This is a genomic window from Escherichia sp. WS1152 (assembly GCF_046487665.1).
Classification (GTDB): Bacteria; Pseudomonadota; Gammaproteobacteria; order Enterobacterales; family Enterobacteriaceae; genus Escherichia; species Escherichia coli.
In genome coordinates this window covers 64,745-86,216 of record NZ_JBJQJA010000014.1, presented here as the reverse complement: position 1 = coordinate 86,216, position 21,472 = coordinate 64,745, and the positions used below count along the sequence as shown (strand labels likewise).

22 protein-coding genes and 3 tRNA genes are annotated in these 21,472 nt (G+C 52.5%); 1 reads left to right on the top strand and 24 read right to left on the bottom strand.

From position 1 onward, the window contains the following. From ACJHW7_RS19155 to nnr, 19 genes are all read right to left on the bottom strand, one after another. The gene (locus tag ACJHW7_RS19155; RefSeq protein ID WP_021557466.1) at positions 1 to 639 is read right to left on the bottom strand and encodes a DUF1190 domain-containing protein; all 639 of its coding nucleotides are present in this window, start codon (positions 637 to 639) and stop codon (positions 1 to 3) included. 9 nt (positions 640 to 648) lie between these two features. Next, positions 649 to 1,047: a DUF350 domain-containing protein gene (locus ACJHW7_RS19150; protein ID WP_021557465.1), complete on the bottom strand. Its 399-nt coding sequence runs from the start codon at positions 1,045 to 1,047 to the stop codon at positions 649 to 651. 17 nt (positions 1,048 to 1,064) lie between these two features. Continuing rightward, a complete protein-coding gene (locus ACJHW7_RS19145; protein ID WP_000012551.1) occupies positions 1,065 to 1,724 on the bottom strand; it encodes a YjfK family protein in 660 nt (219 codons plus the stop codon). 50 nt (positions 1,725 to 1,774) lie between these two features. Then, positions 1,775 to 2,473, bottom strand: coding sequence for a PspA/IM30 family protein (locus tag ACJHW7_RS19140; protein WP_000511955.1), 699 nt, complete (start codon positions 2,471 to 2,473; stop codon positions 1,775 to 1,777). Positions 2,474 to 2,491: 18 nt separating this feature from the next. Further along, entirely contained in the window at positions 2,492 to 2,893 is a 402-nt protein-coding gene (locus tag ACJHW7_RS19135; protein WP_021557464.1) for a YjfI family protein, read from the bottom strand. A gap of 126 nt (positions 2,894 to 3,019) precedes the next feature. Next, the gene (rlmB, locus tag ACJHW7_RS19130; protein WP_001293282.1) at positions 3,020 to 3,751 is read right to left on the bottom strand and encodes a 23S rRNA (guanosine(2251)-2'-O)-methyltransferase RlmB; all 732 of its coding nucleotides are present in this window, start codon (positions 3,749 to 3,751) and stop codon (positions 3,020 to 3,022) included. A gap of 180 nt (positions 3,752 to 3,931) precedes the next feature. Continuing rightward, positions 3,932 to 6,373, bottom strand: a complete 2,442-nt coding sequence (gene rnr, locus ACJHW7_RS19125; RefSeq protein WP_000076316.1) for a ribonuclease R — start codon at positions 6,371 to 6,373, stop codon at positions 3,932 to 3,934. 38 nt (positions 6,374 to 6,411) lie between these two features. Beyond that, the gene (gene nsrR / locus ACJHW7_RS19120; RefSeq protein WP_001177639.1) at positions 6,412 to 6,837 is read right to left on the bottom strand and encodes a nitric oxide-sensing transcriptional repressor NsrR; all 426 of its coding nucleotides are present in this window, start codon (positions 6,835 to 6,837) and stop codon (positions 6,412 to 6,414) included. A 204-nt stretch (positions 6,838 to 7,041) separates the two neighbouring features. Further along, complete coding sequence (gene purA / locus ACJHW7_RS19115) at positions 7,042 to 8,340, bottom strand: adenylosuccinate synthase (RefSeq protein WP_021557463.1); 1,299 nt, start codon at positions 8,338 to 8,340, stop codon at positions 7,042 to 7,044. 103 nt (positions 8,341 to 8,443) lie between these two features. Continuing rightward, complete coding sequence (locus ACJHW7_RS19110; RefSeq protein ID WP_001089295.1) at positions 8,444 to 8,641, bottom strand: DUF2065 domain-containing protein; 198 nt, start codon at positions 8,639 to 8,641, stop codon at positions 8,444 to 8,446. 81 nt (positions 8,642 to 8,722) lie between these two features. After that, positions 8,723 to 9,727, bottom strand: a complete 1,005-nt coding sequence (gene hflC / locus ACJHW7_RS19105) for a protease modulator HflC (RefSeq protein WP_001232412.1) — start codon at positions 9,725 to 9,727, stop codon at positions 8,723 to 8,725. A 2-nt stretch (positions 9,728 to 9,729) separates the two neighbouring features. Then, the gene (hflK, locus tag ACJHW7_RS19100) at positions 9,730 to 10,989 is read right to left on the bottom strand and encodes an FtsH protease activity modulator HflK (protein ID WP_000312488.1); all 1,260 of its coding nucleotides are present in this window, start codon (positions 10,987 to 10,989) and stop codon (positions 9,730 to 9,732) included. Positions 10,990 to 11,074: 85 nt separating this feature from the next. Then, on the bottom strand, positions 11,075 to 12,355 hold the full coding sequence (hflX, locus tag ACJHW7_RS19095) for a ribosome rescue GTPase HflX (RefSeq protein WP_000460360.1): 1,281 nt from the start codon (positions 12,353 to 12,355) through the stop codon (positions 11,075 to 11,077). A gap of 76 nt (positions 12,356 to 12,431) precedes the next feature. Further along, positions 12,432 to 12,740 (bottom strand): RNA chaperone Hfq, encoded by a 309-nt coding sequence (gene hfq, locus ACJHW7_RS19090; protein WP_001051883.1) that lies wholly within the window; start codon positions 12,738 to 12,740, stop codon positions 12,432 to 12,434. An 85-nt stretch (positions 12,741 to 12,825) separates the two neighbouring features. Next, positions 12,826 to 13,776 (bottom strand): tRNA (adenosine(37)-N6)-dimethylallyltransferase MiaA, encoded by a 951-nt coding sequence (gene miaA / locus ACJHW7_RS19085; protein ID WP_001280339.1) that lies wholly within the window; start codon positions 13,774 to 13,776, stop codon positions 12,826 to 12,828. Beyond that, positions 13,769 to 15,616 (bottom strand): DNA mismatch repair endonuclease MutL, encoded by a 1,848-nt coding sequence (gene mutL, locus ACJHW7_RS19080; RefSeq protein WP_021557462.1) that lies wholly within the window; start codon positions 15,614 to 15,616, stop codon positions 13,769 to 13,771. Before mutL ends, miaA begins: the two co-directional genes overlap by 8 nt. Positions 15,617 to 15,625: 9 nt before the next feature. Further along, positions 15,626 to 16,963 (bottom strand): N-acetylmuramoyl-L-alanine amidase AmiB, encoded by a 1,338-nt coding sequence (amiB, locus tag ACJHW7_RS19075; protein ID WP_040234442.1) that lies wholly within the window; start codon positions 16,961 to 16,963, stop codon positions 15,626 to 15,628. 18 nt (positions 16,964 to 16,981) lie between these two features. Then, complete coding sequence (gene tsaE / locus ACJHW7_RS19070; protein WP_000981977.1) at positions 16,982 to 17,443, bottom strand: tRNA (adenosine(37)-N6)-threonylcarbamoyltransferase complex ATPase subunit type 1 TsaE; 462 nt, start codon at positions 17,441 to 17,443, stop codon at positions 16,982 to 16,984. Then, the gene (gene nnr, locus ACJHW7_RS19065; protein ID WP_072657507.1) at positions 17,415 to 18,962 is read right to left on the bottom strand and encodes a bifunctional ADP-dependent NAD(P)H-hydrate dehydratase/NAD(P)H-hydrate epimerase; all 1,548 of its coding nucleotides are present in this window, start codon (positions 18,960 to 18,962) and stop codon (positions 17,415 to 17,417) included. The genes tsaE and nnr overlap by 29 nt, the downstream gene beginning before the upstream one ends. On the opposite strand from nnr, the gene queG reads away from it, so the two are divergent. Further along, positions 18,961 to 20,100, top strand: a complete 1,140-nt coding sequence (queG, locus tag ACJHW7_RS19060; RefSeq protein WP_001294212.1) for a tRNA epoxyqueuosine(34) reductase QueG — start codon at positions 18,961 to 18,963, stop codon at positions 20,098 to 20,100. The two genes, nnr and queG, sit on opposite strands and share 2 nt — an antisense overlap. Here the strand turns inward: queG and ACJHW7_RS19055 are convergent. The 5 genes from ACJHW7_RS19055 to orn form a co-directional block, all read right to left on the bottom strand. Continuing rightward, a complete protein-coding gene (locus tag ACJHW7_RS19055) occupies positions 20,083 to 20,136 on the bottom strand; it encodes a hypothetical protein (RefSeq protein ID WP_010723271.1) in 54 nt (17 codons plus the stop codon). The genes queG and ACJHW7_RS19055 overlap by 18 nt on opposite strands. 233 nt (positions 20,137 to 20,369) lie before the next feature. Beyond that, positions 20,370 to 20,445: transfer RNA gene (locus tag ACJHW7_RS19050), tRNA-Gly, on the bottom strand. A gap of 35 nt (positions 20,446 to 20,480) precedes the next feature. Continuing rightward, positions 20,481 to 20,556: transfer RNA gene (locus tag ACJHW7_RS19045), tRNA-Gly, on the bottom strand. A 36-nt stretch (positions 20,557 to 20,592) separates the two neighbouring features. Further along, positions 20,593 to 20,668 (bottom strand) — tRNA-Gly (locus ACJHW7_RS19040). A 210-nt stretch (positions 20,669 to 20,878) separates the two neighbouring features. After that, entirely contained in the window at positions 20,879 to 21,424 is a 546-nt protein-coding gene (orn, locus tag ACJHW7_RS19035) for an oligoribonuclease (RefSeq protein WP_001295188.1), read from the bottom strand. Between the last annotated feature and the right edge of the window lie 48 nt (positions 21,425 to 21,472).

Here is a 21,472-nt window from a genome sequence, read left to right as displayed (position 1 = left end):
TTAGCCTCCCCAATGCCCACGGGCGCTGGAAGAACGACCATAGCCGCCGCGAGAAACGGTTGACGCTTTTTTGGTGGTAAAGCCGCCTGAAGAGTAAGACTCTTTTTTGCCAGAACCGGAGCGCCAGGAGTAATCACCAGAAGTGTTGCGCCAGACGGGGCGGGAAGCAAATGAGGATCCGCCGCTGTTATAAACAAACTGCTCATCGCGATCTTTACGAATAACCCGGCTTAACAAAAATCCAGAAACGACCGGGATCCAACTCTGTTCAACGTTGTCGTAGTAGCAATTTTCGTACTTAGACTGACAATTCTGCTGAGTCATATTCTTCGGAACATCGGCATAAAATGCTGCTTTGGCGTTATTCCAGCCACGCGCGCAAATGTCTGCATTATTACCGTCATCAATACAATCCTGCACTGTCGCGTAAAACGTTCCGTCGCCGTCGTTATCGACATCGCCACTATCGCCACAACCTTTCAATACAAAAAAAGCGGCACCGCCCATTAGCGCCAACGTTAAGTATTTTTGTGCGTAGCGATTGCGACGCGGTTCAAAAGGATTATTCGGTCTACCAATGCGACTGATCGCTCCGTGACCAATTTTACTGTTATTTCTTGATTTGCGTTTTCTGGCCATGATCGTCCATTACCATGTCATACAAGCTGCGTTAAAAATACCGCCAGCCAGCGCGGCGGTTCCCATAAACATTCCTGCTGCGGTATTGTGATTAATAATTTTTTCGCTTAATGCGGGCATATAAAGTCTGACACCAGCAAAAACGAGTAACTGAATCACCAGTGCAATCCCGCCCCAGGCGAAATAGTCTGGAATACTCACCGCATTGATTGCCGCACTGGATAAGGGGATCACGTAACCCAACAATGTACCGCTGAACGCCAGTGACGCTGCGGTATTATTGTTTTTGATTAATTGCCATTCATTGTGCGGTGTAATTTTGGAGTAGATAAACAGAAAAATAATCACCATCACCACGCCAATAAAAAAATAGGCACTAAAGGCAAGAAGTGAATCCAGTATATGCATTGTAAACGTCCTTGTAATTAACCAATAATATGAAGTGATGTCAGCGGGATATCGACACCCAACGCGCGCGAAAATAACCACTCTGGCTCGCCGAGATCGTTAAAAGATTCCTCACCATTTAGCAGCAAATATTCGTAAGTATCTTCGGTCACTTGCCGCTGGTAGCCCATGGTAAAATTATGGACTTCCCATTTAGCATGATTTTGATTTTCTACTTTTTCCAGCATGTAGACGGGTTCGATATTTCCCGGTTCTTCGCTGTTAAAAAATCTCTGCCAGCGTTTTTCCTGCCAGTTTAAGGTCATTGCCCCCATCGTTTTGGCGTTGATCGCCTCGCGCCAGTGACTCTCTTTACTGATACCGTAGCTCTCTTCATAGACAAAGAGCTTGATATCATCAATGTCATCAATATCTTCGCCGCCGGTGGTATTGATTTGCAGAAACTCATCGCCTGAAGTGTAGTAGCGGAAAATCTGACTACCGCCGCCCAGATCGATGTGGCTGACAGCGGCTACCGTAAATTCCTCACCCGGCAGCGCAATCAGCAATTCATCTTCCAGCAAACGAAACGCTAACGTGTCGAGCGTAAAGCCACTATTGAGATGAAGTCCCAGCGGACCGCGAGCGATAGCAGGCTTATTATCCTTGCCAAACAGACGCTGGAAAAAACCAGACATATTTTATCCTTAAAATAGTTGCCAGCCTTGTAGTGAGGCTGGCAACAAAATTACTCGCCCTGTTGGCGTTGCAGTCTTGCTAATACATCCTGGGCGCTACTTTTATTGCTACCGCCAATTCCGGCTTCCGCCAGCTTTTCGTCAAGGTCGCGACCGTCTGCGACTTTCTCCAACTGTGCGGCAGCATCCAGGCGAGCCTGACGTTCTGCCTGACGCGTTTGCAGGCGTTTTAAGGATTCTGCCGCTGTCGAAACGCTGGAAGATGCGCCAACGGTAGAGGTTGTTACAGCCTGTTGTGCACGCTGCATGGCTTCAGTGGCTTTAACGACTTCCATTTGCTGCTCAAACTGAGCGATACGCTGCGCTGTCGCTGTAACTGCTTTTTCCACGCCATCACGGGAGACTTCCAGATTCGACAACACTTGCTCTTCAGCGGTAATGAGATTCTCAAGGCGCGCGATTTCTTCAGCAACTTCGTTAATCAACGACGGATTAACGTTCTTGCTTAACGCTTCCAGCGCACGGGCTTCCAGACTGGCTTTGCGCTCACGTAAATCTTTCAGCTTATCGTGACTTAATTTCACCCGCGCCAGCAGATCGACGCGAGATTTTCCGGCTTTATCGAGTTCAGCTTTAGCGTCACGAATATGCTGTTCCAGCATGCGCACGCCCTGGGTTTCTTCAATGGACTCTTCCGCCTGGGAGATAAACGATTTCCCCAGCGTGAATAAACTTTTTAAAATTCCCATAAATACCCGTCCTTGTAATTAGTGTGAATATTCTTCTGTAATTTCAGCCAGATCCAATGCGTTATCTACCAGCGAGGCTATCTCAAGCAGGATATCTTCAAGAGAAGATTTAAGCGATAACGCCCCGAAAACAATGTAATACTCTTCCTGTTGCACGCTGGAGATTCCTACCGATGACAACGGCATCATCTTCTGATTTCTTAATAAGAAGGTATTAAATTCATCTGGATTGCTGATACTACTTACCGGACAAATAAAGGTTTCGATAATCATTTGGCGGGAAGTAAAAAGAATATTGATTTGCAAATCGCCATAATCATTCATTTTAATAATTAATGCGTTATCGCTATTTGTTACATCAATATTTTGTTCAGGTACAGTTTGCAGCGCCGTCGCCAGCGCCAACGGATTCCATGTCATATATTATTCCATATAGATTTAGTTTAAATATTAACAAAATGAATATTTGCAGTACGTAATTATCTTACCAGCTATAGACAAAAAAAAACCATCCAAATCTGGATGGCTTTTCATAATTCAGAGGAACTAGCTGCGCTGACGCACCGCTTCAAATAAGCAAATTCCGGTTGCAACCGAAACGTTCAGGGAAGAAACACTTCCTGCCATTGGGATGCTGATCAACTCATCGCAATGTTCACGGGTCAGGCGACGCATACCTTCACCTTCCGCGCCCATCACCAGCGCCAGGCGTCCGGTCATTTTGCTCTGATAGAGTGTATGATCCGCCTCGCCTGCCGTACCGACGATCCAGATATTCTCTTCCTGCAACATACGCATGGTGCGCGCAAGGTTAGTCACCCGAATCAGTGGAACGCTTTCTGCCGCGCCGCAGGCTACTTTTTTCGCCGTGGCGTTGAGCTGTGCGGAGCGATCTTTCGGCACAATCACCGCGTGAACGCCAGCGGCGTCCGCGCTACGCAGGCACGCGCCGAGGTTGTGCGGATCGGTTACACCGTCGAGGATCAGCAGGAACGGTTGATCGAGCGAAGCGATCAGATCCGGCAGATCGTTTTCCTGATACTGACGTCCTGGCTTCACGCGGGCGATAATGCCCTGATGCACGGCACCGTCGCTTTTCTCGTCGAGATATTGGCGGTTTGCCAACTGGATAACCACGCCCTGAGACTCAAGGGCGTGAATCAGCGGTAACAGACGTTTATCTTCACGGCCTTTTAAAATAAAGACTTCCTGAAAACGTTCAGGGGCGCGCTCCAGCAGGGCCTGCACTGCGTGGATGCCGTAAATCATTTCGCTCATTAATGTACTCGTTGTTTACGTTTTGCCTGATGCACTACGTTTATCCGGCCTACATGATCTCTGCAATATATTGAATTTGCGTGATTATGTAGGCCGGATAAGGCGTTCACGCCGCATCCGGCATGAACAAAGCGCATTTTGTCAGCAATCTAACCCTCTTCTGTTTGAAGAGGATATTGATCACTCTGCCACTTTTTTCTTCGCCGCACGCTTCGCTTTGGTCGCTGCGGCTATTTTCTGCGTTTTCGCCGATGGCTTTTTCGCTTTTCTCGCGTCTTTCTTCGCTGCTTTCGGCTTCGTTTTTTTCTCACCGCGGAAGGCGCTGTCTGGCTCAAAGTTTACCTTTTTACCGACCTGACGACGCTTGCCGCCTTTTTTGCCTGCATCGCCTTTTTTCGCTTTCTCACGCGCCGTTTTACCGACGTTGCGCGGTGCGCGTTCGCTGGAGATCAGGCTAAAGTCGATTTTGCGCTCGTCCATATTAACCGCTTCGACGCGAACTTCCACGCGATCGCCCAGGCGATAAGTCTGGCCGCTGGATTCACCCATCAGGCGTTGCCCTACCTGGTCAAAGCGATAGTAGTCATTGTCCAGCGAAGAGACATGGACCAGCCCATCAATGAACAAGTCGTCCAGACGGACGAAGAAGCCAAAGCCAGTGACGCTGGAAATTACGCCTTTAAAGACGTTACCTACCTGGTCGAGCATGAAGTCACACTTCAGCCAGTCAGCCACATCGCGCGTTGCTTCGTCGGCACGACGTTCCGCCATCGAACAGTGCTGACCCAGTTGCAGCATCTCTTCCATCGAATAATGGTAGCCACCGGTTTCAGTGGTGTTGCCCTGATGCCCCTGCTCTTTCGCCAACAGATACTTAATGGCGCGGTGCAGCGTCAGGTCAGGATAACGACGAATCGGCGAAGTAAAGTGCGCATAGGACTGCAATGCCAGGCCAAAGTGACCACGGTTTTCCGGATCGTAAATCGCCTGTTTCATCGAGCGCAGCAGCATGGTTTGCAGCATTTCTGCATCAGGACGGTCGGCAACCGACTCCAGCAGCTCCGCGTAGTCGCGCGGTTCCGGCTTGTTACCGCCCGGCAGTTCCAGCCCCAGCTCTGCCAGCACTGAACGGAAAGAGGTAATCGCTTCGGTGCTCGGCTTGTCGTGAATACGGAACAGTGCCGGTTCTTTCGCTTTCTCAACGAAACGCGCCGCCGAGATATTCGCCAGAATCATGCACTCTTCAATTAACTTGTGTGCGTCGTTACGCTGAGTCTGTTCGATACGTTCAATACGGCGTTCAGCGTTGAAAATGAACTTCGCTTCTTCGCTCTCAAATGAGATCCCGCCGCGTTCTTCACGGGCTTTATCCAGCACTTTATAGAGGTTATGCAACTCTTCGAGATGCTTAACCAGCGGGGCGTACTGCTCGCGCAGATCCTGATCGCCCTGCAGAATATGCCAGACTTTGGTGTAGGTCAGACGCGCGTGAGAGCTCATCACCGCTTCGTAGAATTTGTAGCCAGTCAGGCGGCCTTTCGACGAAACCGTCATCTCGCACACCATACACAGGCGGTCTACCTGCGGATTGAGCGAGCACAGACCGTTAGAGAGCACTTCCGGCAGCATCGGGATAACCTGCGAAGGGAAGTACACCGACGTGCCACGGTTACGCGCTTCTCTGTCCAGCGGCGTTGGCGGACGCACATAGTAGCTGACGTCGGCAATCGCGACCCATAAACGCCAGCCACCACCGCGTTTTTTCTCGCAGTAAACCGCATCGTCAAAGTCACGGGCGTCTTCGCCATCAATGGTAACCAGCGGTAAATCGCGCAGATCGACACGGCCCGCTTTTGCTTCTTCCGGCACTTCTTCTTTCAGCCCGGCAACCTGTTGCTCAACAGCCTGCGGCCAGATGTACGGAATTTCATGGGTACGCAGAGCGATATCAACCGCCATGCCGGTGCCCATATTGTCGCCCAGCACTTCGACGATTTTACCCACCGCTTTGGTACGGCGAGTCGGGCGTTGGGTCAGTTCGACTACGACCACAAAGCCCATCCGCGCGCCCATAATCTGATCGGGCGGGATTAAAATATCGAAGCTCAGACGGCTATCGTCAGGAACCACAAAGCCGACGCCCGCTTCGGTAAAGTAGCGACCAACAATCTGGCTGGTTTTTGGCACCAGTACGCGGACAATACGCGCTTCACGACGACCTTTACGGTCAGCGCCCAGCGGCTGCGCCAGCACCTGATCGCCATGAATGCAGGTTTTCATCTGCTCGCTGGAGAGATACAAATCATCTTTACGCCCTTCAACCCGCAGAAAGCCGTAGCCATCACGGTGGCCAATAACGGTACCTTTCACCAGGTCGAGGCGTTCCGGCAGCGCATAGCACTGACGACGAGTGAAGACCAGTTGACCATCGCGCTCCATCGCGCGCAGGCGGCGACGCAGGCCTTCAAGCTGCTCTTCGCCTTCAATGTGCAGTTCTACCGCCAGCTCATCACGGCTGGCCGGTTTTTCACGTTTGGTTAAATGTTCGAGGATAAATTCCCGACTAGGGATGGGATTCGCGTATTTTTCAGCTTCGCGTTCCTGGAAAGGATCTTGTGACATCTCGGTTCCTCCGTTGTCATCTCTGATGAAGATTTTCGTCACTCCACCAGCAATAATTTATAAAGCGGTTGATTCTCTTCAACCAAATCGGCAAGCGTGTAGTTATCCAGTTCCGTAAGAAAACTTTGCACGGCCTTAGAAAGCGCCTGTTTCAACCGACAGGCAGGTGTAATGTGGCAAAACTCACTGCTGCAATTCACCAGCGATAAGGGCTCCAGCTCGCGCACCACATCACCAATACGTATCGCACTCGCCGGTTTACCCAAGCGAATGCCGCCATTTTTTCCACGAACAGCAGTCACGTAGCCGGCACGACTAAGTTGATTGATTATTTTGACCATATGATTACGGGAGACGCCGTAGACGTCAGTCACTTCAGAAATACTGGTCATCCGCCCTTCTGGCAATGACGCCATGTAGATCAGCGCACGTAATCCGTAATCAGTGAAACTCGTTAACTGCACATCAACCTCAAAAGGGAAATCGGGAAAAAATACATTTATATTGATGATAAACCAGCCACAAGCTGTGTCGCTAATTTATTTCAGTTCGGGGAAGGAAAAAAGCGAGGATTTAACACTGTGTCGGATAGCGTAATGGCTTAACCGACACAGCAATGTATCACACTGTTAGCCCAGCAGGCAAAATATCTGCCAGGCGTACCAAAATTACGCGTCGAACGGGTCGCGCAGAATCATGGTTTCAGTACGATCCGGACCGGTAGAGATGATATCGATCGGCACACCGGTCAGCTCTTCAATACGTTTGATGTAGTTCAGCGCCGCCTGCGGCAGACCGCTACGTTCTTTCACGCCGAAGGTGGATTCAGACCAGCCCGGCATGGTTTCGTAAATCGGCTCTACACCTTTCCAGTCGTCAGCTGCCAGCGGAGTGGTAGTCACTTCGCGACCATCCGGCATACGGTAAGCCACACAGAGTTTCACCTCTTTCAGGCCATCCAGAACGTCCAGTTTAGTCAGGCAGAAGCCAGACAGGGAGTTCAGCTGTACCGCACGACGAACGGCAACGGTGTCCAGCCAGCCGGTACGACGACGACGACCCGTAGTTGCGCCGAATTCGTTACCCTGCTTGCAGAGGAACTCGCCAGTTTCATCAAACAGTTCAGTCGGGAACGGACCTGCACCCACACGAGTGGAGTAAGCTTTGAGGATACCCAGAACGTAATCAACATAACGCGGGCCCAGGCCGGAACCGGTCGCCACGCCACCAGCAGTGGTGTTGGAAGAAGTTACGTACGGATAAGTACCGTGGTCGATATCCAGCAGCGTACCCTGCGCACCTTCAAACATGACGAAATCGCCACGCTGACGCGCCTGGTCGAGCAGGTCAGAAACGTCAACCACCATAGAAGTCAGGATGTCGGCAACAGCCATCGTATCATCCAGAACTTTCTGGTAATCAACCGCTTCAGCTTTGTAGTAGTTAACCAACTGGAAGTTGTGATATTCCATCACTTCTTTCAGTTTTTCAGCGAAGGTTTCTTTGTCGAAAAGGTCGCCAACACGCAGACCGCGACGTGCCACTTTATCTTCATAAGCAGGCCCGATACCACGACCGGTGGTGCCGATCGCTTTCGCGCCACGCGCTTTCTCACGCGCGTTATCAAGCGCAACGTGATAATCAAGGATCAGCGGACATGCTTCAGACAGCAGCAGACGCTCACGAACGGGGATGCCACGGTCTTCCAGTTCTTTCATCTCTTTCATCAGCGCGGCCGGAGACAGCACAACACCGTTACCGATGATGCTGGTTACATTCTCGCGGAGAATACCTGATGGAATAAGATGGAGAACGGTTTTTTCACCGTTGATTACGAGAGTATGGCCTGCGTTGTGACCGCCCTGGTAGCGTACAACATATTTAGCCCGTTCAGTCAGAAGATCGACGATCTTACCTTTACCTTCGTCACCCCATTGGGTGCCCAGTACGACGACGTTGTTACCCATTTTTCAAAATCACCGTTTGCTTAAAAATGGATTCTACCATCGCTTTTTCAGAGTTACAGCACTTTTTGCACTCAAAAATGACCTCGATCAGTCTGTTTTTTGTTCAGCCAATCGTTTTCCTCAACATGTAGTAGACCACAACGCCCGCAACCACAAGTCCACCGCCAAAACGACGTAAAATATTATCGGGCAAATTGGTCATCGCAGAGATCATCTTCTTCCATGCCTTCGGGTAAAGCATCGGCCCTAAACCTTCCAGTACCAAAACCAGGGCAAGCGCCAGCCAGATTGTCGAATTCATTCATTATCCTTATAGAAAAAGAAAACCACCGACATCCCAGAGGATGCGGTGGCTTTATTGACCTGTACCGCAGTCGTTATATTAACGCGTTGCGGAAGTCGGCGTCTTCATGTAGCGGAAGAAATCGCTATCCGGGCTCATGACCATCACGTCCTGATTGCCAGAGAAGCTGTTCTCATAAGCACGCAGGCTACGGATGAATGCGTAGAAGTCCGGATCTTTACTGAATGCATCAGCAAACAGTTTGGCTGCTTCGGCATCGCCTTCACCACGCATGATACGGCCCTGACGCTCAGCTTCTGCCAGTGTTCTGGTCACTTCATAGTCGGCAGTCGCGCGCAGTTTTTCCGCTTCTTCCTGACCTTGTGAACGGTGACGACGCGCTACCGCTTCACGCTCGGCGCGCATACGGTTGTAGATCGCTTCAGACACTTCGGTCGGCAGGTTGATCTGCTTGATACGCACATCGACAACTTCAATACCCAGCGCCGCCATACTGTTCGGGTTGATGACCGGAACTTTGCCCTTCGTCTCAGCCGTTACGCGCTCTGCCGCTTCGGCAATGGCGTTATCTGCCGCCGGGGTAGTAACTTCATCTTCTGTACCCGCAGAACCGGAGTTCAGCGCGTCACGTACTTCGAGGGTCAGACGACCACGGGAATCAGTGACGATATCTTTCACGTCCAGGCGACCAATTTCAGAACGCAGACGGTCAGAGAACTTACGTTTCAACAGCACTTCCGCTTGCGAAATGTCGCCACCACCCGTTGCCAGGTAGTAACGGCTGAAATCGCTGATGCGCCATTTGATGTAAGAGTCGACGATCAGGTCTTTCTTCTCTTTGGTCACAAAGCGGTCGGCCTGGTTGTCCATGGTCTGAATACGTGCGTCGAGCATTTTCACCGTTTCAATGAACGGTATCTTGAAATGCAGACCCGGCTCATAAACCAGAGGTTTGTTGTCATCGTCACGCAGTACCTTACCAAAACGCAGCGTAATACCGCGCTCACCTTCTTTGACGACAAAGACAGACATGTAAAGCACTACCAGCACGATGATGATAATCGCGATAACTGACTTACGCATCGTTATTCCCCCTGACGCTGGTAGTCGTTACGCTGCGCGTTGGCGCGGCGTTGGTCCATAATATCGCCCTGACTGGTGGACGACGTGTTGCTTGCTCCACTGGTTGTGGAGGAAGAGGCTGGCGGCAGACGCAGCAGATTGCTGGCACCGTTATCGCTCTTCGCCGCAGGGGCGTTACCACCTTTCAGCATCTGGTCTAACGGCAGAACCATCAGGTTGCCACCTTTATCGTTAACCAGCACTTTGCGGGTGTTACCCAACACTTTTTCCATCGTCTCGATATACAGACGCTCGCGAGTAATTTCCGGCGCGGCTTTATATTCCGGCAGAAGTTTAGCAAAGCGCGCCACTTCACCCTGAGCTTCCAGGATGGTCTGGGCCTTGTACGCACGCGCCTCTTCGAGGATACGTTGCGCCTGACCGTTCGCACGCGGCTGAACTTCGTTGGTATACGCTTCTGCTTCACGAATGTATTGCTGTTCGTTTTCACGCGCGGCAATCGCATCGTCAAACGCCGCTTTTACTTCTTCCGGCGGACGAGCAGCCTGGAAGTTGACGTCCAGCAGCGTGATACCCATGTCATACGGGCGGATAGTCTCTTCCAGTTCGCGCTGAGTATCGCTACGAATCACGGTACGACCTTCCGTCAGAATGCGGTCCATGGTGTATTTACCGATAACTCCACGCAGGGCGCTGTCGGTAGCCTGACGCAGGCTGTCATCCGGGCTGGTCACGCTATACAGATATTTTTCCGGATTGGTGACGCGGTACTGCACGTTCATCTCAACGCGCACTACGTTCTCGTCCGACGTCAGCATCACACCAGAAGCGGCCAGTTCACGCACGGCTTCCACGTTCACCGGTTTGACTTCGTCGATAAACGTCGGTTTCCAGTTCAGACCCGGCTCAACCAGATGGCTGAATTTACCAAAGCGTGTTACCACGCCACGTTCGGCTTCTTTAATGGTATAGAAACCACTGGCCGCCCAGATAATGACAATCGCTGCCGCTGCGATGGTAACGACACGACCGCCAAGCTGCGGGCGCGGGCCTTGCGATGAACTGCCACCGCCAGATCCGGTGCCTTTACCGCCGCCCAGACCACCGAGCTTTTTACTCAGTTTGCGGAAGATATCATCTAAATCAGGTGGCCCTTGATCGCGACCGCCTTTGTTTCCATTTCCCTCAGAGTTGCCGCCAGGTTTGCTGCTTCCCCACGGGTCGCGGTCTTGTCCGTTATTACCGGGCTGATTCCACGCCATGTTTGTGCTCCATATTTGTTATGCGGTGATCCCTGTTGTCTTTCGACGCCAGAGGATATGACTCCACGCTTCAGACGCTACGCCGTTAGATCAGGTAATCGATCAACGCCGGTTCTTGTTTACAGAGGCGACGCCAGTCAACGATCGGCATACGAACTTGCAGACTTACGCTGCCGTCCTCCTCCATCCACTCTTTTTCTATTGCCTGAAGCTGATAAAAACGACTTCTCAGACGCCCTTCCTGCGGTGGCAGACGCAATGTATGCTGCGCCACCTCGCCGGAAAGCCGCTCCGTCAAAGCCTGAAAAAGCTGTGGTATCCCCGCTCCGGTCTGTGCGGAAAGCCAGACACGGATCGGTTTGTTCTCTTCGTCCCGATCAATACGCGGTTCGAAATCTTCCAGCATATCGATCTTGTTCATCACCAGCAGGGTTGGGATCTCGTGAGCGTCGATCTCTTCAAGAACCGTATTCACCGCTTCGATGTTTTCTTGTACACGCACATCCGCCGCATCAATGACGTGCAGCAGTAATGTGGCTTGCCGCGTCTCTTGTAACGTGGCTTTAAATGCTGCCACCAGATCGTGCGGCAGGTGGCGAATAAACCCTACGGTATCTGCAAGTACGGTTTCACCGACATCTGCAACGTCAATACGCCGCAACGTCGGGTCGAGGGTGGCAAACAACTGGTCTGCCGCGTAGACCCGCGCTTCGGTGATGCGATTGAAAAGGGTAGATTTACCGGCGTTGGTATATCCCACCAGCGAAACAGTAGGAACGTCGGCTTTGATACGCGATTGCCGCCCCTGCTCACGCTGCTTTTCAACTCTTTCCAGGCGCGACTGTATCTGCACGATGCGATTACGCAACAAACGACGGTCGGTTTCGAGCTGGGTTTCACCCGGACCACGCAAACCTATCCCGCCTTTCTGTCTTTCAAGGTGGGTCCAGCCACGCACCAGGCGCGTAGCCAGATGGCGCAGCTGCGCCAGCTCAACCTGCAACTTACCCTCATGGGTACGCGCACGTTGGGCGAAAATATCTAAAATAAGGCCGGTGCGGTCGATAACACGACACTCGCACAAACGCTCCAGGTTACGCTCTTGCGCCGGGCTCAGGGCATGGTCAAAAAGAACGACCGAAGCACCCGTCGCTTTGACAGCTTCCGCAATTTCAACTGCTTTACCTTCACCTACAAAATACTTTGGGTGCGGCGCTTTACGGCTACCGGTAATCACCTGCAATGCTTCGACACCGGCGGAAGAGACCAGAGATTCAAACTCCTGGAGGTCTTCCATATCTTTGTCTTGCGTAAAATAGATGTGTACCAGTACCGCCTGCTCACCAGCATCATAACGGTCAAACAAGCGTATAACCCTCTAAATAGATCAGCGGGGAACGCAGGATCGCTGGCTCCCCGTGTAAAAAAAACAGCCCGAAACCTTATTCGGTTTCTTCGCTGTCCTGTTGCGCGGAAGTATTCTGCGCGCTGCTACCATGATGGTAGTTACTGCTGGTACCGCCACCGGCATTGTTACTGTGATGAGAAACCGGGCGAGACGGGACAACAGTAGAAATCGCGTGCTTGTAAACCATCTGGCTGACCGTGTTTTTCAACAGGATCACGAACTGATCAAAAGACTCGATTTGCCCTTGCAGCTTAATACCATTCACCAAATAAATAGAAACTGGAACACGTTCCCGACGCAGTGCGTTCAGGAACGGATCTTGTAAAGATTGCCCCTTAGCCATTCTCTCTTTTCCTTATATGCTTATTTGTACTTTGAACCTTTCGATTCTGAAAAAATTGCGCACGATACGTCTCAATTGTACACATTCAGCCTGCGATAGCACCAACAACCTGTAATACTTCGTCACGCGCCTGTTCTGGTTTTTCACTATCAAGCCAGTGAACCCCTTCCCAACCACGCAGCCAGGTTATCTGCCGCTTCGCCAACTGTCTCGTGGCGCAAACACCTCGATAAACCATTTCATCGTATGAGATTTCGCCTTCAAGGTAAGACCACATCTGGCGATAACCCACGCAACGAATGGAAGGCAAGTCCGTATGCAAATCTCCTCGGGCAAAAAGCGCCCGGACTTCTGCTTCAAAACCTGAAGCCAACATCTGATGAAAACGCTGCTCAATGCGTTGATGGAGCAGTTCACGGCTCGCCGGGGCGATGGCGAACTGATGCACCTGATACGGTAGAGCGTCTCCTGACGTTTGCGTCAGTTCCGTTAAAGTTTTACCCGAAATGAAAAAAACTTCCAGTGCCCGGGAAAGCCTTTGTGGATCATTTGGATGAATCCTTGCTGCCGCAACCGGATCGATCTCCTGAAGTTGACGATGCAATGACTCCCAACCTTGCTCTGCCGCCTGTTGCTCAATTCTGGCCCGTACTTCCGGGTCTGCCGACGGTAGCGGCGACAACCCTTCCAGCAATGCCTTGAAATACAACATCGTACCGCCCACTAACAGTGGGATCCGCCCCGCCGCGGTGATATCGGCCATTTCCGCCAGCGCATCGCGGCGAAAATCAGCAGCCGAGTAAGCCTGCGACGGATCGCGAATATCCAGCAATCGGTGCGGCGCGGCGAGTAACTCTTCAGCGTTCGGCTTCGCCGTCCCGATATCCATCCCTTTGTAAATAAGGGCAGAATCAACGCTTATCAACTCTACTGGTAAAATTTTACGCAGCTCAATGGCTAACGCCGTTTTACCGGAGGCCGTCGGCCCCATCAAAAAAATCGCCTTAGGCAGGCTCGCCTTACTGATATCACTCATCTTTCAGGGCTTTTATCGCCGGATGTAAATCAACAGATTGTAACAGACCACCCGGCGGCGTTTTCACAAGTTGCGGACATAACCGTTCCACGTCCGCCAGCAGGGTTATGGCCTGTGCCATTGACCACTGCGCATGTTCGCTCATCAGATTTCGTGCAATCCACTGCGCAATATTGCCAGGTTCGAATACGGACTGCTTCGCCAGGTAGCCTATCAGTTCAGGAATCAAGATTTGTAAATTTTGTTGGCGTAAGGGTAAAGGCACGGCCCTGATGGTCACATGCTGTGCATCTGACTGGAAATCAATACCCAATTCCGCCAGGGCAGACTGCGCTTTTTCTAATGCCGATTTTTCTTCGCCAGAAACTTTTAGCCGCAACGGAATCAGCAACGGCTGGGCGCAAACGGGCGCTTCACCCGGCGTCAGTTGTACCTGACGCAGCCAACGTTCTGCCACTGGCAAGGCTAAAAGTGAAATGTTGCCGTCGCGCTCCAGCAACGCACAGTCGGAATGGACGATAGTCAGTACCCGACCAAAACTCTGACTGTTCGCCGCAAGTGCAGGTTCATGCGGTTCTGGCGCTTTTGGTTTTTGCATCGGCGCGGGCGTTTGCAAAAGCTGGCGATACACTTCACCTTGCTGTTTCTGGTAACCTGGTTGCGCATTCGGCCAGGGGGCAGCCGGACGACTGCCTGATGCTGGCGCAGGAGTGTAGCGCGGAGCTACTGGCTCACGAACTGCCGGTTCAGCAAAGTGATTGCGCCCCGCCGCCACGCGGTTTTCCGGGATGGCACGCGGTGTGGGTTGTGGTTCATCGTCCAGCGGTAGCGGCGTTTCCAGCTGCTGTTGTAGCACGCTCAGCACGCCCTGATAGATAAAGTCATGCACCAGGCGCGACTGATGGAAACGCACTTCGTGTTTGGCGGGGTGTACGTTGACGTCCACCTGATGCGGGTCGATCTCCAGATACAACACAAACGCCGGTTGTTGATCGGCCCCCAGTTTGTCTTCGCAGGCCTGGCGGATCGCGTGATTGATCAGGCGATCGCGCATCATGCGACCATTCACGTAGCAATACTGAATTTCCGCCAGTGCGGGCGTGGTGTGATTTGGATCGGCCACCCAGCCGCGCAGCGTGAGATCGCCGTGTTGCCATTCAATCGCCAGCGCTTGTTCGAGAAAAGCGGTGCCACAAATCGCGCCTAAGCGCCGTTCTTTTTGCCCGCCTTCCGGCACTGCGCGGTACTGGCGTACGATTTTGCCGTTATGCGACAGGTTGATCGTGACGTCGAAACGCGCCAGTGCGATGCGGCGGATGATTTCATCGATATGGTTAAATTCGGTTTTCTCGGTGCGCAGGAATTTGCGCCGCGCCGGGGTGTTGTAGAACAGGTCCAGTACCTCCAGCGTCGTTCCCACCGGATGCGCCGCCGGTTTAACCGTCACGTCCATATCGCGCCCTTCGGCATAGGCCTGCCAGGCTTCCTGCTGTTCTGCGGTGCGTGAAGTGAGCGTCAGGCGGGAAACCGAACTGATACTCGCCAGCGCCTCACCGCGAAAGCCCAGGCTGATAATGGCTTCGAGATCGTCCAGAGAGGCGATTTTACTGGTGGCATGACGCGCCAGCGCCAGCGCCAGCTCGTCTTTTTTGATACCGCAGCCGTTATCACGAATGCGGATAAGTTTCGCCCCACCGCGTTCGATATCAATATCGATACGCGTCGCACCTGCATCGAGGCTGTTTTCCACCAGTTCTTTGACTACCGACGCAGGTCGCTCGACCACCTCACCTGCGGCAATCTGGTTCGCCAGTTGTGGCGGTAAGACCTGAATTGGCATCAATCGTCCTTAGTTTGGCAGCGTACGATCTGGCGTCGTCACCGTACTGGCAGTTTGTGCCGTTGCACCCTGCGGCGCAGATTGCATCGGATGCGCAAGGAAATAATTGCGCAGACCTTTATAAATGGCTTCTGCCAGCTGTTGTTGGTAATCGTCGCTCGCCAGCAAACGTTCTTCGCTGTTGTTGCTGATAAAACCGGTTTCGACCAGTACTGATGGGATATCCGGCGAACGCAGAACGCCAAGGCTGGCGTGTTCTGGTCGACGTTTATGAATTTCGCCAATGCGTTGCAACTGACTGATCATACTGGTCGCTACATCATACCCTACCCGCTGGGAATGACCGAACTGTAAATCCAGCACAGCCTGGCTTAAATAGGGGTCAGACTGACTGTTCGCCAGCACATCGCCCGCTCCGCCCAGTAGCTCCGACTGTTTCTCGTGCTGCTCCAGCCAGCTGGCCATTTCGCTGTTGGCGCGACGGTTAGAGAGCACCCATACGGAAGCGCCAGTCGCACTGCGGTTCGGTGCGGCATCAGCGTGAATCGACACGAGGAAATTGGCGTTTTGCTTACGTGCCACATCGCTGCGCCCCATCACCGAGATAAAGTAATCCCCGTCACGGGTTAAAACGCCCTTAAACATCGGATCGTCATTGAGCAAAGTACGCAATTTACGCGCGATGGCGATGGTGACATTTTTCTCCCGCGTACCGCCGGGGCCGATAGCGCCAGGGTCCTGACCGCCGTGTCCGGCATCAATAGCGATGATAATTTTATCGCCAGTGTTAGCCGTCGCGCGCGCTGCCGGACGCGTTACCGTATTACTGCTGATAACACCCGTAGTGCGGTTACTTTCCGTTTTAAACGGATTGCGCGCCGGTTCGCTGACGCGCGGTGCGACAACCGTAGGCGTTTCAACGCGTTTCGCAACCACAGGCGGCGGAGGAGGCGGTGGCGGCGCATCGGCGTTAATCGTAAAGACGACAGTGTAATTGCTGCCATTCTGCCGCTTCACCGCTTCGGTTTTACCATTTTCGGTAAGATCGACCACCAGCCGTAGCGTTTGTGCATCTTTAGGCGTTCCGGAGCGAATCGTCTTCACCAGATTATTACCGCTGAACAACAACGGCAGTCCCTGAATCACGCCCGTTTGTTTGATATCGAGCGCCACGGTGCGTTTGCTTTGATGGCTAAACGCATAATCAGGATCGCCAATAAAACTCAACGTTATCCGCGCCTGTTGATTACCGTTAGAAACCTGAATATCAGAGAGCGTCGCGGCACCCACCTGCGCGCACAGCAGCAGCAACGTCGCTACCAACCAATTTCTGATGCGATACATCATCCCGCCACCTTTCAAAGGTTAACCGGCTAAACGCGCCAGCAACAATTCACCCGCAGAGGAAACCGCACTCACGCGCGCCTCACGGCCTTGTGCCTGATAATCAATGTGTATTTCGACATCCGGGTCAGGAAGAACACCTGTACCTTGTTGTGGCCACTCCACCAGGCAGATGGCATCGTTGGCAAAATAGTCGCGGATCCCCATAAACTCCAGCTCCTCGGGATCGGCAAGGCGGTACAAATCAAAGTGATAAACCATTAAGTTGTCGAGCGTATAGGGTTCGACCAGCGTATAGGTCGGGCTTTTGACATTACCCTGATGACCCAAAGCCTGCAAAAAGCCCCGGCTAAAGGTGGTTTTACCTGCGCCTAAATCGCCATACAGATAGATGACGGTTGCACCATCGCAGGCTTTGGCTACCCGCTCGCCCAGGTCTAAGGTTGCCTGCTCATCAGGGAGCGGAATTACTCGATTCATCATGGTTTTTTTCAGTCACTTCCGGGTTAACAATACGCTGTAGCGTGGAAAAGAGATCGGTTGCCAGCATCCCGCGCGTTCCAAAACGCGCCGCCAGTACGTCAGCTGCCGCACCGTGCGCGACACAGCCTGCACAGGCTGCATCATACGGCGACAGTTTTTGCCCAAGCAATGCGCCAATAATACCAGAGAGCACATCGCCCATGCCGCCGCTTGCCATGCCTGCATTTCCGGCATCAATAATGCCTAAAGCGTCAGGATGGGCGGCGACCACGGTTCCGGCACCTTTCAGCACCGCTACGCCGCCATAACGTTGTACCAGACGTTTGGCGCAATGTAAGCGGTCACTTTCAATTTCAGCGACGGAACAGCCTAACAACCGTGCGGCCTCGCCAGGATGCGGCGTGATCACGCGATTGTGACGCTTATCGGGATTGATTGCCAGCAGGTTCAATGCATCGGCATCCCACAACATCGGTTTGCGAAAATTCTCAACTTTTTGCAGGGCTTTTTTCCCCCACTCTTGCTGGCCCAGACCGGGACCAATCACCACCACATCGGCCCATTCCAGGCTTTCGGTAAGAGAGTCCATAGTCAGTTCATGCACCATCAATTCTGGTCGTGCAGTCAGCAGCGACGCAATGTTCTCACTGCGGGTCAGTACTCGGACTAAACCAGCACCAGCACGCAGCGCCGCTTCCCCCGTCATACGAATAGCCCCCGCCGTGCCGTGATCGCCACCGATAATCACCAGCCGCCCGTGATCGCCTTTATGCGAAGTCGGGCGACGCGGTTTCAGCCAGTGAGAAAGTTGTTCTGCCGAAAACCGCTGAATTTTCGTCTCCTGACCTGCCAGCCAGCTATCCAGCCCCAGTGAGTCAAAATGCAGTTGTCCGGTAACATCCCGCGCTTTTCCAGTGAGCAAGCCTGGTTTCAGCGCAATAAAAGTGATGGTGTGATCGGCGTTGATCACCGCACCTGGCGTAGCGCCGGTTTCAGCCAGCAGGCCGGAAGGGATATCAACCGCCACAATCGGCGCAGGATGGGAATTAGCGTGGTCGATTAACTGGCTAATGGATTCGCGGGGCGCTTGCTGCAAGCCGGTACCGAGCAGCGCATCAACAATCAGATCTACCGATTCGGGCCAGACAATATTCGAAGCATGGATCTCGCCACCCGCGTTTAACCATGCTTCGCGTGCCAGCGCGGCCCCTTCCGGCAACGGTTTGTCGCTATCCTGGGCCAACAACGTGACCTCAATGCCGACCGCTTTGGCCAGTCGCGCGACCACGTAGCCATCGCCGCCGTTATTACCATGACCGCACAGCACCAGCCAGTGGCGGGCGTCAGGATACGCCGAACGACACACCTGGAATGCGGCCTCGCCAGCGCGAAGCATCAGCTCATAGAGTGTGAGCCCCAGCACATCTGCCGCCTCGCGTTCTCCGCGGCGGATATCGTCGGCGTACCAGACGGTGTGTGGTATACTTACGGGGTTTTTCTTCATTGTATGGTCCGTCATGTCAGAGCCCCTCGATCTCAATCAGTTAGCGCAAAAAATTAAACAGTGGGGGCTGGAACTGGGCTTTCAGCAGGTAGGTATTACCGATACCGATCTCAGCGAGTCCGAGCCCAAACTGCAAGCATGGCTGGACAAACAATACCACGGCGAAATGGACTGGATGGCACGTCACGGTATGCTGCGCGCTCGCCCCCATGAGTTATTGCCCGGTACGCTGCGCGTGATCAGCGTGCGGATGAATTACCTTCCTGCTAACGCCGCATTTGCCAGCACGCTGAAAAACCCCAAACTCGGCTATGTTAGCCGTTATGCGCTGGGCCGTGACTATCACAAACTTCTGCGCAACCGACTCAAAAAGCTGGGCGAGATGATTCAGCAACATTGTGTTTCGCTGAATTTTAGACCGTTTGTCGATTCTGCGCCTATTCTCGAGCGCCCGTTAGCTGAAAAAGCTGGGCTCGGCTGGACAGGTAAGCACTCACTTATCCTCAATCGCGAGGCCGGTTCGTTCTTCTTTTTAGGCGAATTGCTGGTCGATATTCCGCTGCCCGTGGATCAACCAGTCGAGGAAGGATGCGGCAAATGCGTGGCCTGTATGACGATTTGCCCGACCGGTGCCATCGTCGAGCCATATACCGTCGATGCTCGCCGCTGTATCTCTTATCTCACCATCGAACTGGAAGGGGCGATCCCGGAAGAGTTGCGACCGTTAATGGGAAACCGTATTTACGGTTGCGATGACTGCCAGCTGATCTGCCCGTGGAATCGCTATTCACAACTCACTACAGAAGACGATTTCAGCCCGCGTAAGCCGCTACACGCACCGGAACTCATTGAGTTATTCGCCTGGAGCGAAGAGAAGTTTTTAAAAGTCACGGAAGGTTCGGCGATTCGCCGTATAGGTCACCTGCGCTGGCTGCGTAATATCGCCGTGGCATTAGGCAATGCGCCCTGGGATGAAACGATTCTGGCGGCGCTGGAGAGTCGCAAAGGTGAGCACCCACTTCTTGATGAGCACATAGCGTGGGCGATGGCGCAGCAAATCGAGAGGCGAAATGCGTGCATAGTCGAAGTGCAATTGCCGAAAAAACAGCGTCTGGTTCGGGTGATTGAAAAAGGGTTACCGCGTGACGCCTGATTCATCCACAGCTTGTGAATAAAAATAAAAACGCATTGCAATTCAAGACGAATAAAATCGTCAAGTGATCGACTCGACAAAACGGAATCTTAATTTTTAACTTACCTATCAATAGGTTAAAAAAATACTATTCACCGTGCGAAGTTTCTTTGAAATTAAGATTACAGCCTGAGGCTGTGGATAACTCTGTTTACAAGAGTTTGTCAGAGACAACAAAAACCAGCAATAACGCATCGCGTCGCTGTGGATATTTTATTGAGAGAAGAATTTGGAGCGGGAAACGAGACTCGAACTCGCGACCCCGACCTTGGCAAGGTCGTGCTCTACCAACTGAGCTATTCCCGCTTGGGTGGTCTGTGCCTTACAGCACTTTCAAATTTTGGAGCGGGAAACGAGACTCGAACTCGCGACCCCGACCTTGGCAAGGTCGTGCTCTACCAACTGAGCTATTCCCGCTTGGGTGGTCTGTGCTTTGCAGCACTTTTCAAATTTTGGAGCGGGAAACGAGACTCGAACTCGCGACCCCGACCTTGGCAAGGTCGTGCTCTACCAACTGAGCTATTCCCGCGTACTACTTAATTTTGCTTTCGTAATTTTCGCATTTCCGCGTCGTTACGGGAGGCGCATTATACGAGAAATCTTTCCCTCTGCAACCCCCCTAAAAAATTTTTTTTGAGTTTTTATCTCAAGTGCTGAAATTATCAGCAAGGCGTTCAATTTAGCGTCAAAATCACGCCGCCGCAAGTGGATTCCGACGCTTACGTGACCAGGAAAAATTTTACAGCTTGATAAAATGCTCGCGGTAGTAAGCCAGCTCCGCCACCGATTCACGGATATCATCCATCGCCTGATGCGTCCCCTGCTTGGTAAAACCATCCAGAATTTCCGGCTTCCAGCGGCGCGCCAGCTCTTTCAGGGTGCTGACATCGAGATAACGGTAGTGGAAGTAGGCTTCCAGCTCCGGCATGTATTTAAACAGGAAGCGACGATCCTGGCCGATGCTGTTACCGCAAATCGGCGATTTTCCCGCAGGCACCCACTGTTTTAAGAATTCGAGCGTTGCCAGTTCAGCTTCACGATCGCCCATCGTGCTCGCTTTCACGCGCTCTACCAGCCCGCTGGCGGTATGGGTGCGCACGTTCCAGTCATCCATCAGCGCCAGCTGTTCATCGGACTGGTGTACTGCAATGGTCGGCCCTTCTGCCAGAATATTCAGGTTGGCATCGGTCACCAGCGTGGCAATCTCAATAATGCGATCGCGCTCGGGATCCAGACCGGTCATCTCAAGATCGATCCAAATCAGGTTGTTTTCATTGGCACTCATGCTATTTTCCACCCATTCACAGTGACTATATTGATCCACAATTGCGTG

What these genes read in the sequence shown, in the direction of transcription:
- ACJHW7_RS19155 (WP_021557466.1), bottom strand. Translation starts at nt 639, where the DNA reads ATGGCCAGAAAACGCAAATCAAGAAATAACAGTAAAATTGGTCACGGA.
- ACJHW7_RS19150 (WP_021557465.1), bottom strand. Translation starts at nt 1,047, where the DNA reads ATGCATATACTGGATTCACTTCTTGCCTTTAGTGCCTATTTTTTTATT.
- ACJHW7_RS19145 (WP_000012551.1), bottom strand. Translation starts at nt 1,724, where the DNA reads ATGTCTGGTTTTTTCCAGCGTCTGTTTGGCAAGGATAATAAGCCTGCT.
- ACJHW7_RS19140 (WP_000511955.1), bottom strand. Translation starts at nt 2,473, where the DNA reads ATGGGAATTTTAAAAAGTTTATTCACGCTGGGGAAATCGTTTATCTCC.
- ACJHW7_RS19135 (WP_021557464.1), bottom strand. Translation starts at nt 2,893, where the DNA reads ATGACATGGAATCCGTTGGCGCTGGCGACGGCGCTGCAAACTGTACCT.
- rlmB (WP_001293282.1), bottom strand. Translation starts at nt 3,751, where the DNA reads ATGAGCGAAATGATTTACGGCATCCACGCAGTGCAGGCCCTGCTGGAG.
- rnr (WP_000076316.1), bottom strand. Translation starts at nt 6,373, where the DNA reads ATGTCACAAGATCCTTTCCAGGAACGCGAAGCTGAAAAATACGCGAAT.
- purA (WP_021557463.1), bottom strand. Translation starts at nt 8,340, where the DNA reads ATGGGTAACAACGTCGTCGTACTGGGCACCCAATGGGGTGACGAAGGT.
- ACJHW7_RS19110 (WP_001089295.1), bottom strand. Translation starts at nt 8,641, where the DNA reads ATGAATTCGACAATCTGGCTGGCGCTTGCCCTGGTTTTGGTACTGGAA.
- hflC (WP_001232412.1), bottom strand. Translation starts at nt 9,727, where the DNA reads ATGCGTAAGTCAGTTATCGCGATTATCATCATCGTGCTGGTAGTGCTT.
- hflK (WP_000312488.1), bottom strand. Translation starts at nt 10,989, where the DNA reads ATGGCGTGGAATCAGCCCGGTAATAACGGACAAGACCGCGACCCGTGG.
- hfq (WP_001051883.1), bottom strand. Translation starts at nt 12,740, where the DNA reads ATGGCTAAGGGGCAATCTTTACAAGATCCGTTCCTGAACGCACTGCGT.
- miaA (WP_001280339.1), bottom strand. Translation starts at nt 13,776, where the DNA reads ATGAGTGATATCAGTAAGGCGAGCCTGCCTAAGGCGATTTTTTTGATG.
- mutL (WP_021557462.1), bottom strand. Translation starts at nt 15,616, where the DNA reads ATGCCAATTCAGGTCTTACCGCCACAACTGGCGAACCAGATTGCCGCA.
- amiB (WP_040234442.1), bottom strand. Translation starts at nt 16,963, where the DNA reads ATGATGTATCGCATCAGAAATTGGTTGGTAGCGACGTTGCTGCTGCTG.
- tsaE (WP_000981977.1), bottom strand. Translation starts at nt 17,443, where the DNA reads ATGATGAATCGAGTAATTCCGCTCCCTGATGAGCAGGCAACCTTAGAC.
- queG (WP_001294212.1), top strand. Translation starts at nt 18,961, where the DNA reads ATGTCAGAGCCCCTCGATCTCAATCAGTTAGCGCAAAAAATTAAACAG.
- nnr (WP_072657507.1), bottom strand. Translation starts at nt 18,962, where the DNA reads ATGACGGACCATACAATGAAGAAAAACCCCGTAAGTATACCACACACC.
- orn (WP_001295188.1), bottom strand. Translation starts at nt 21,424, where the DNA reads ATGAGTGCCAATGAAAACAACCTGATTTGGATCGATCTTGAGATGACC.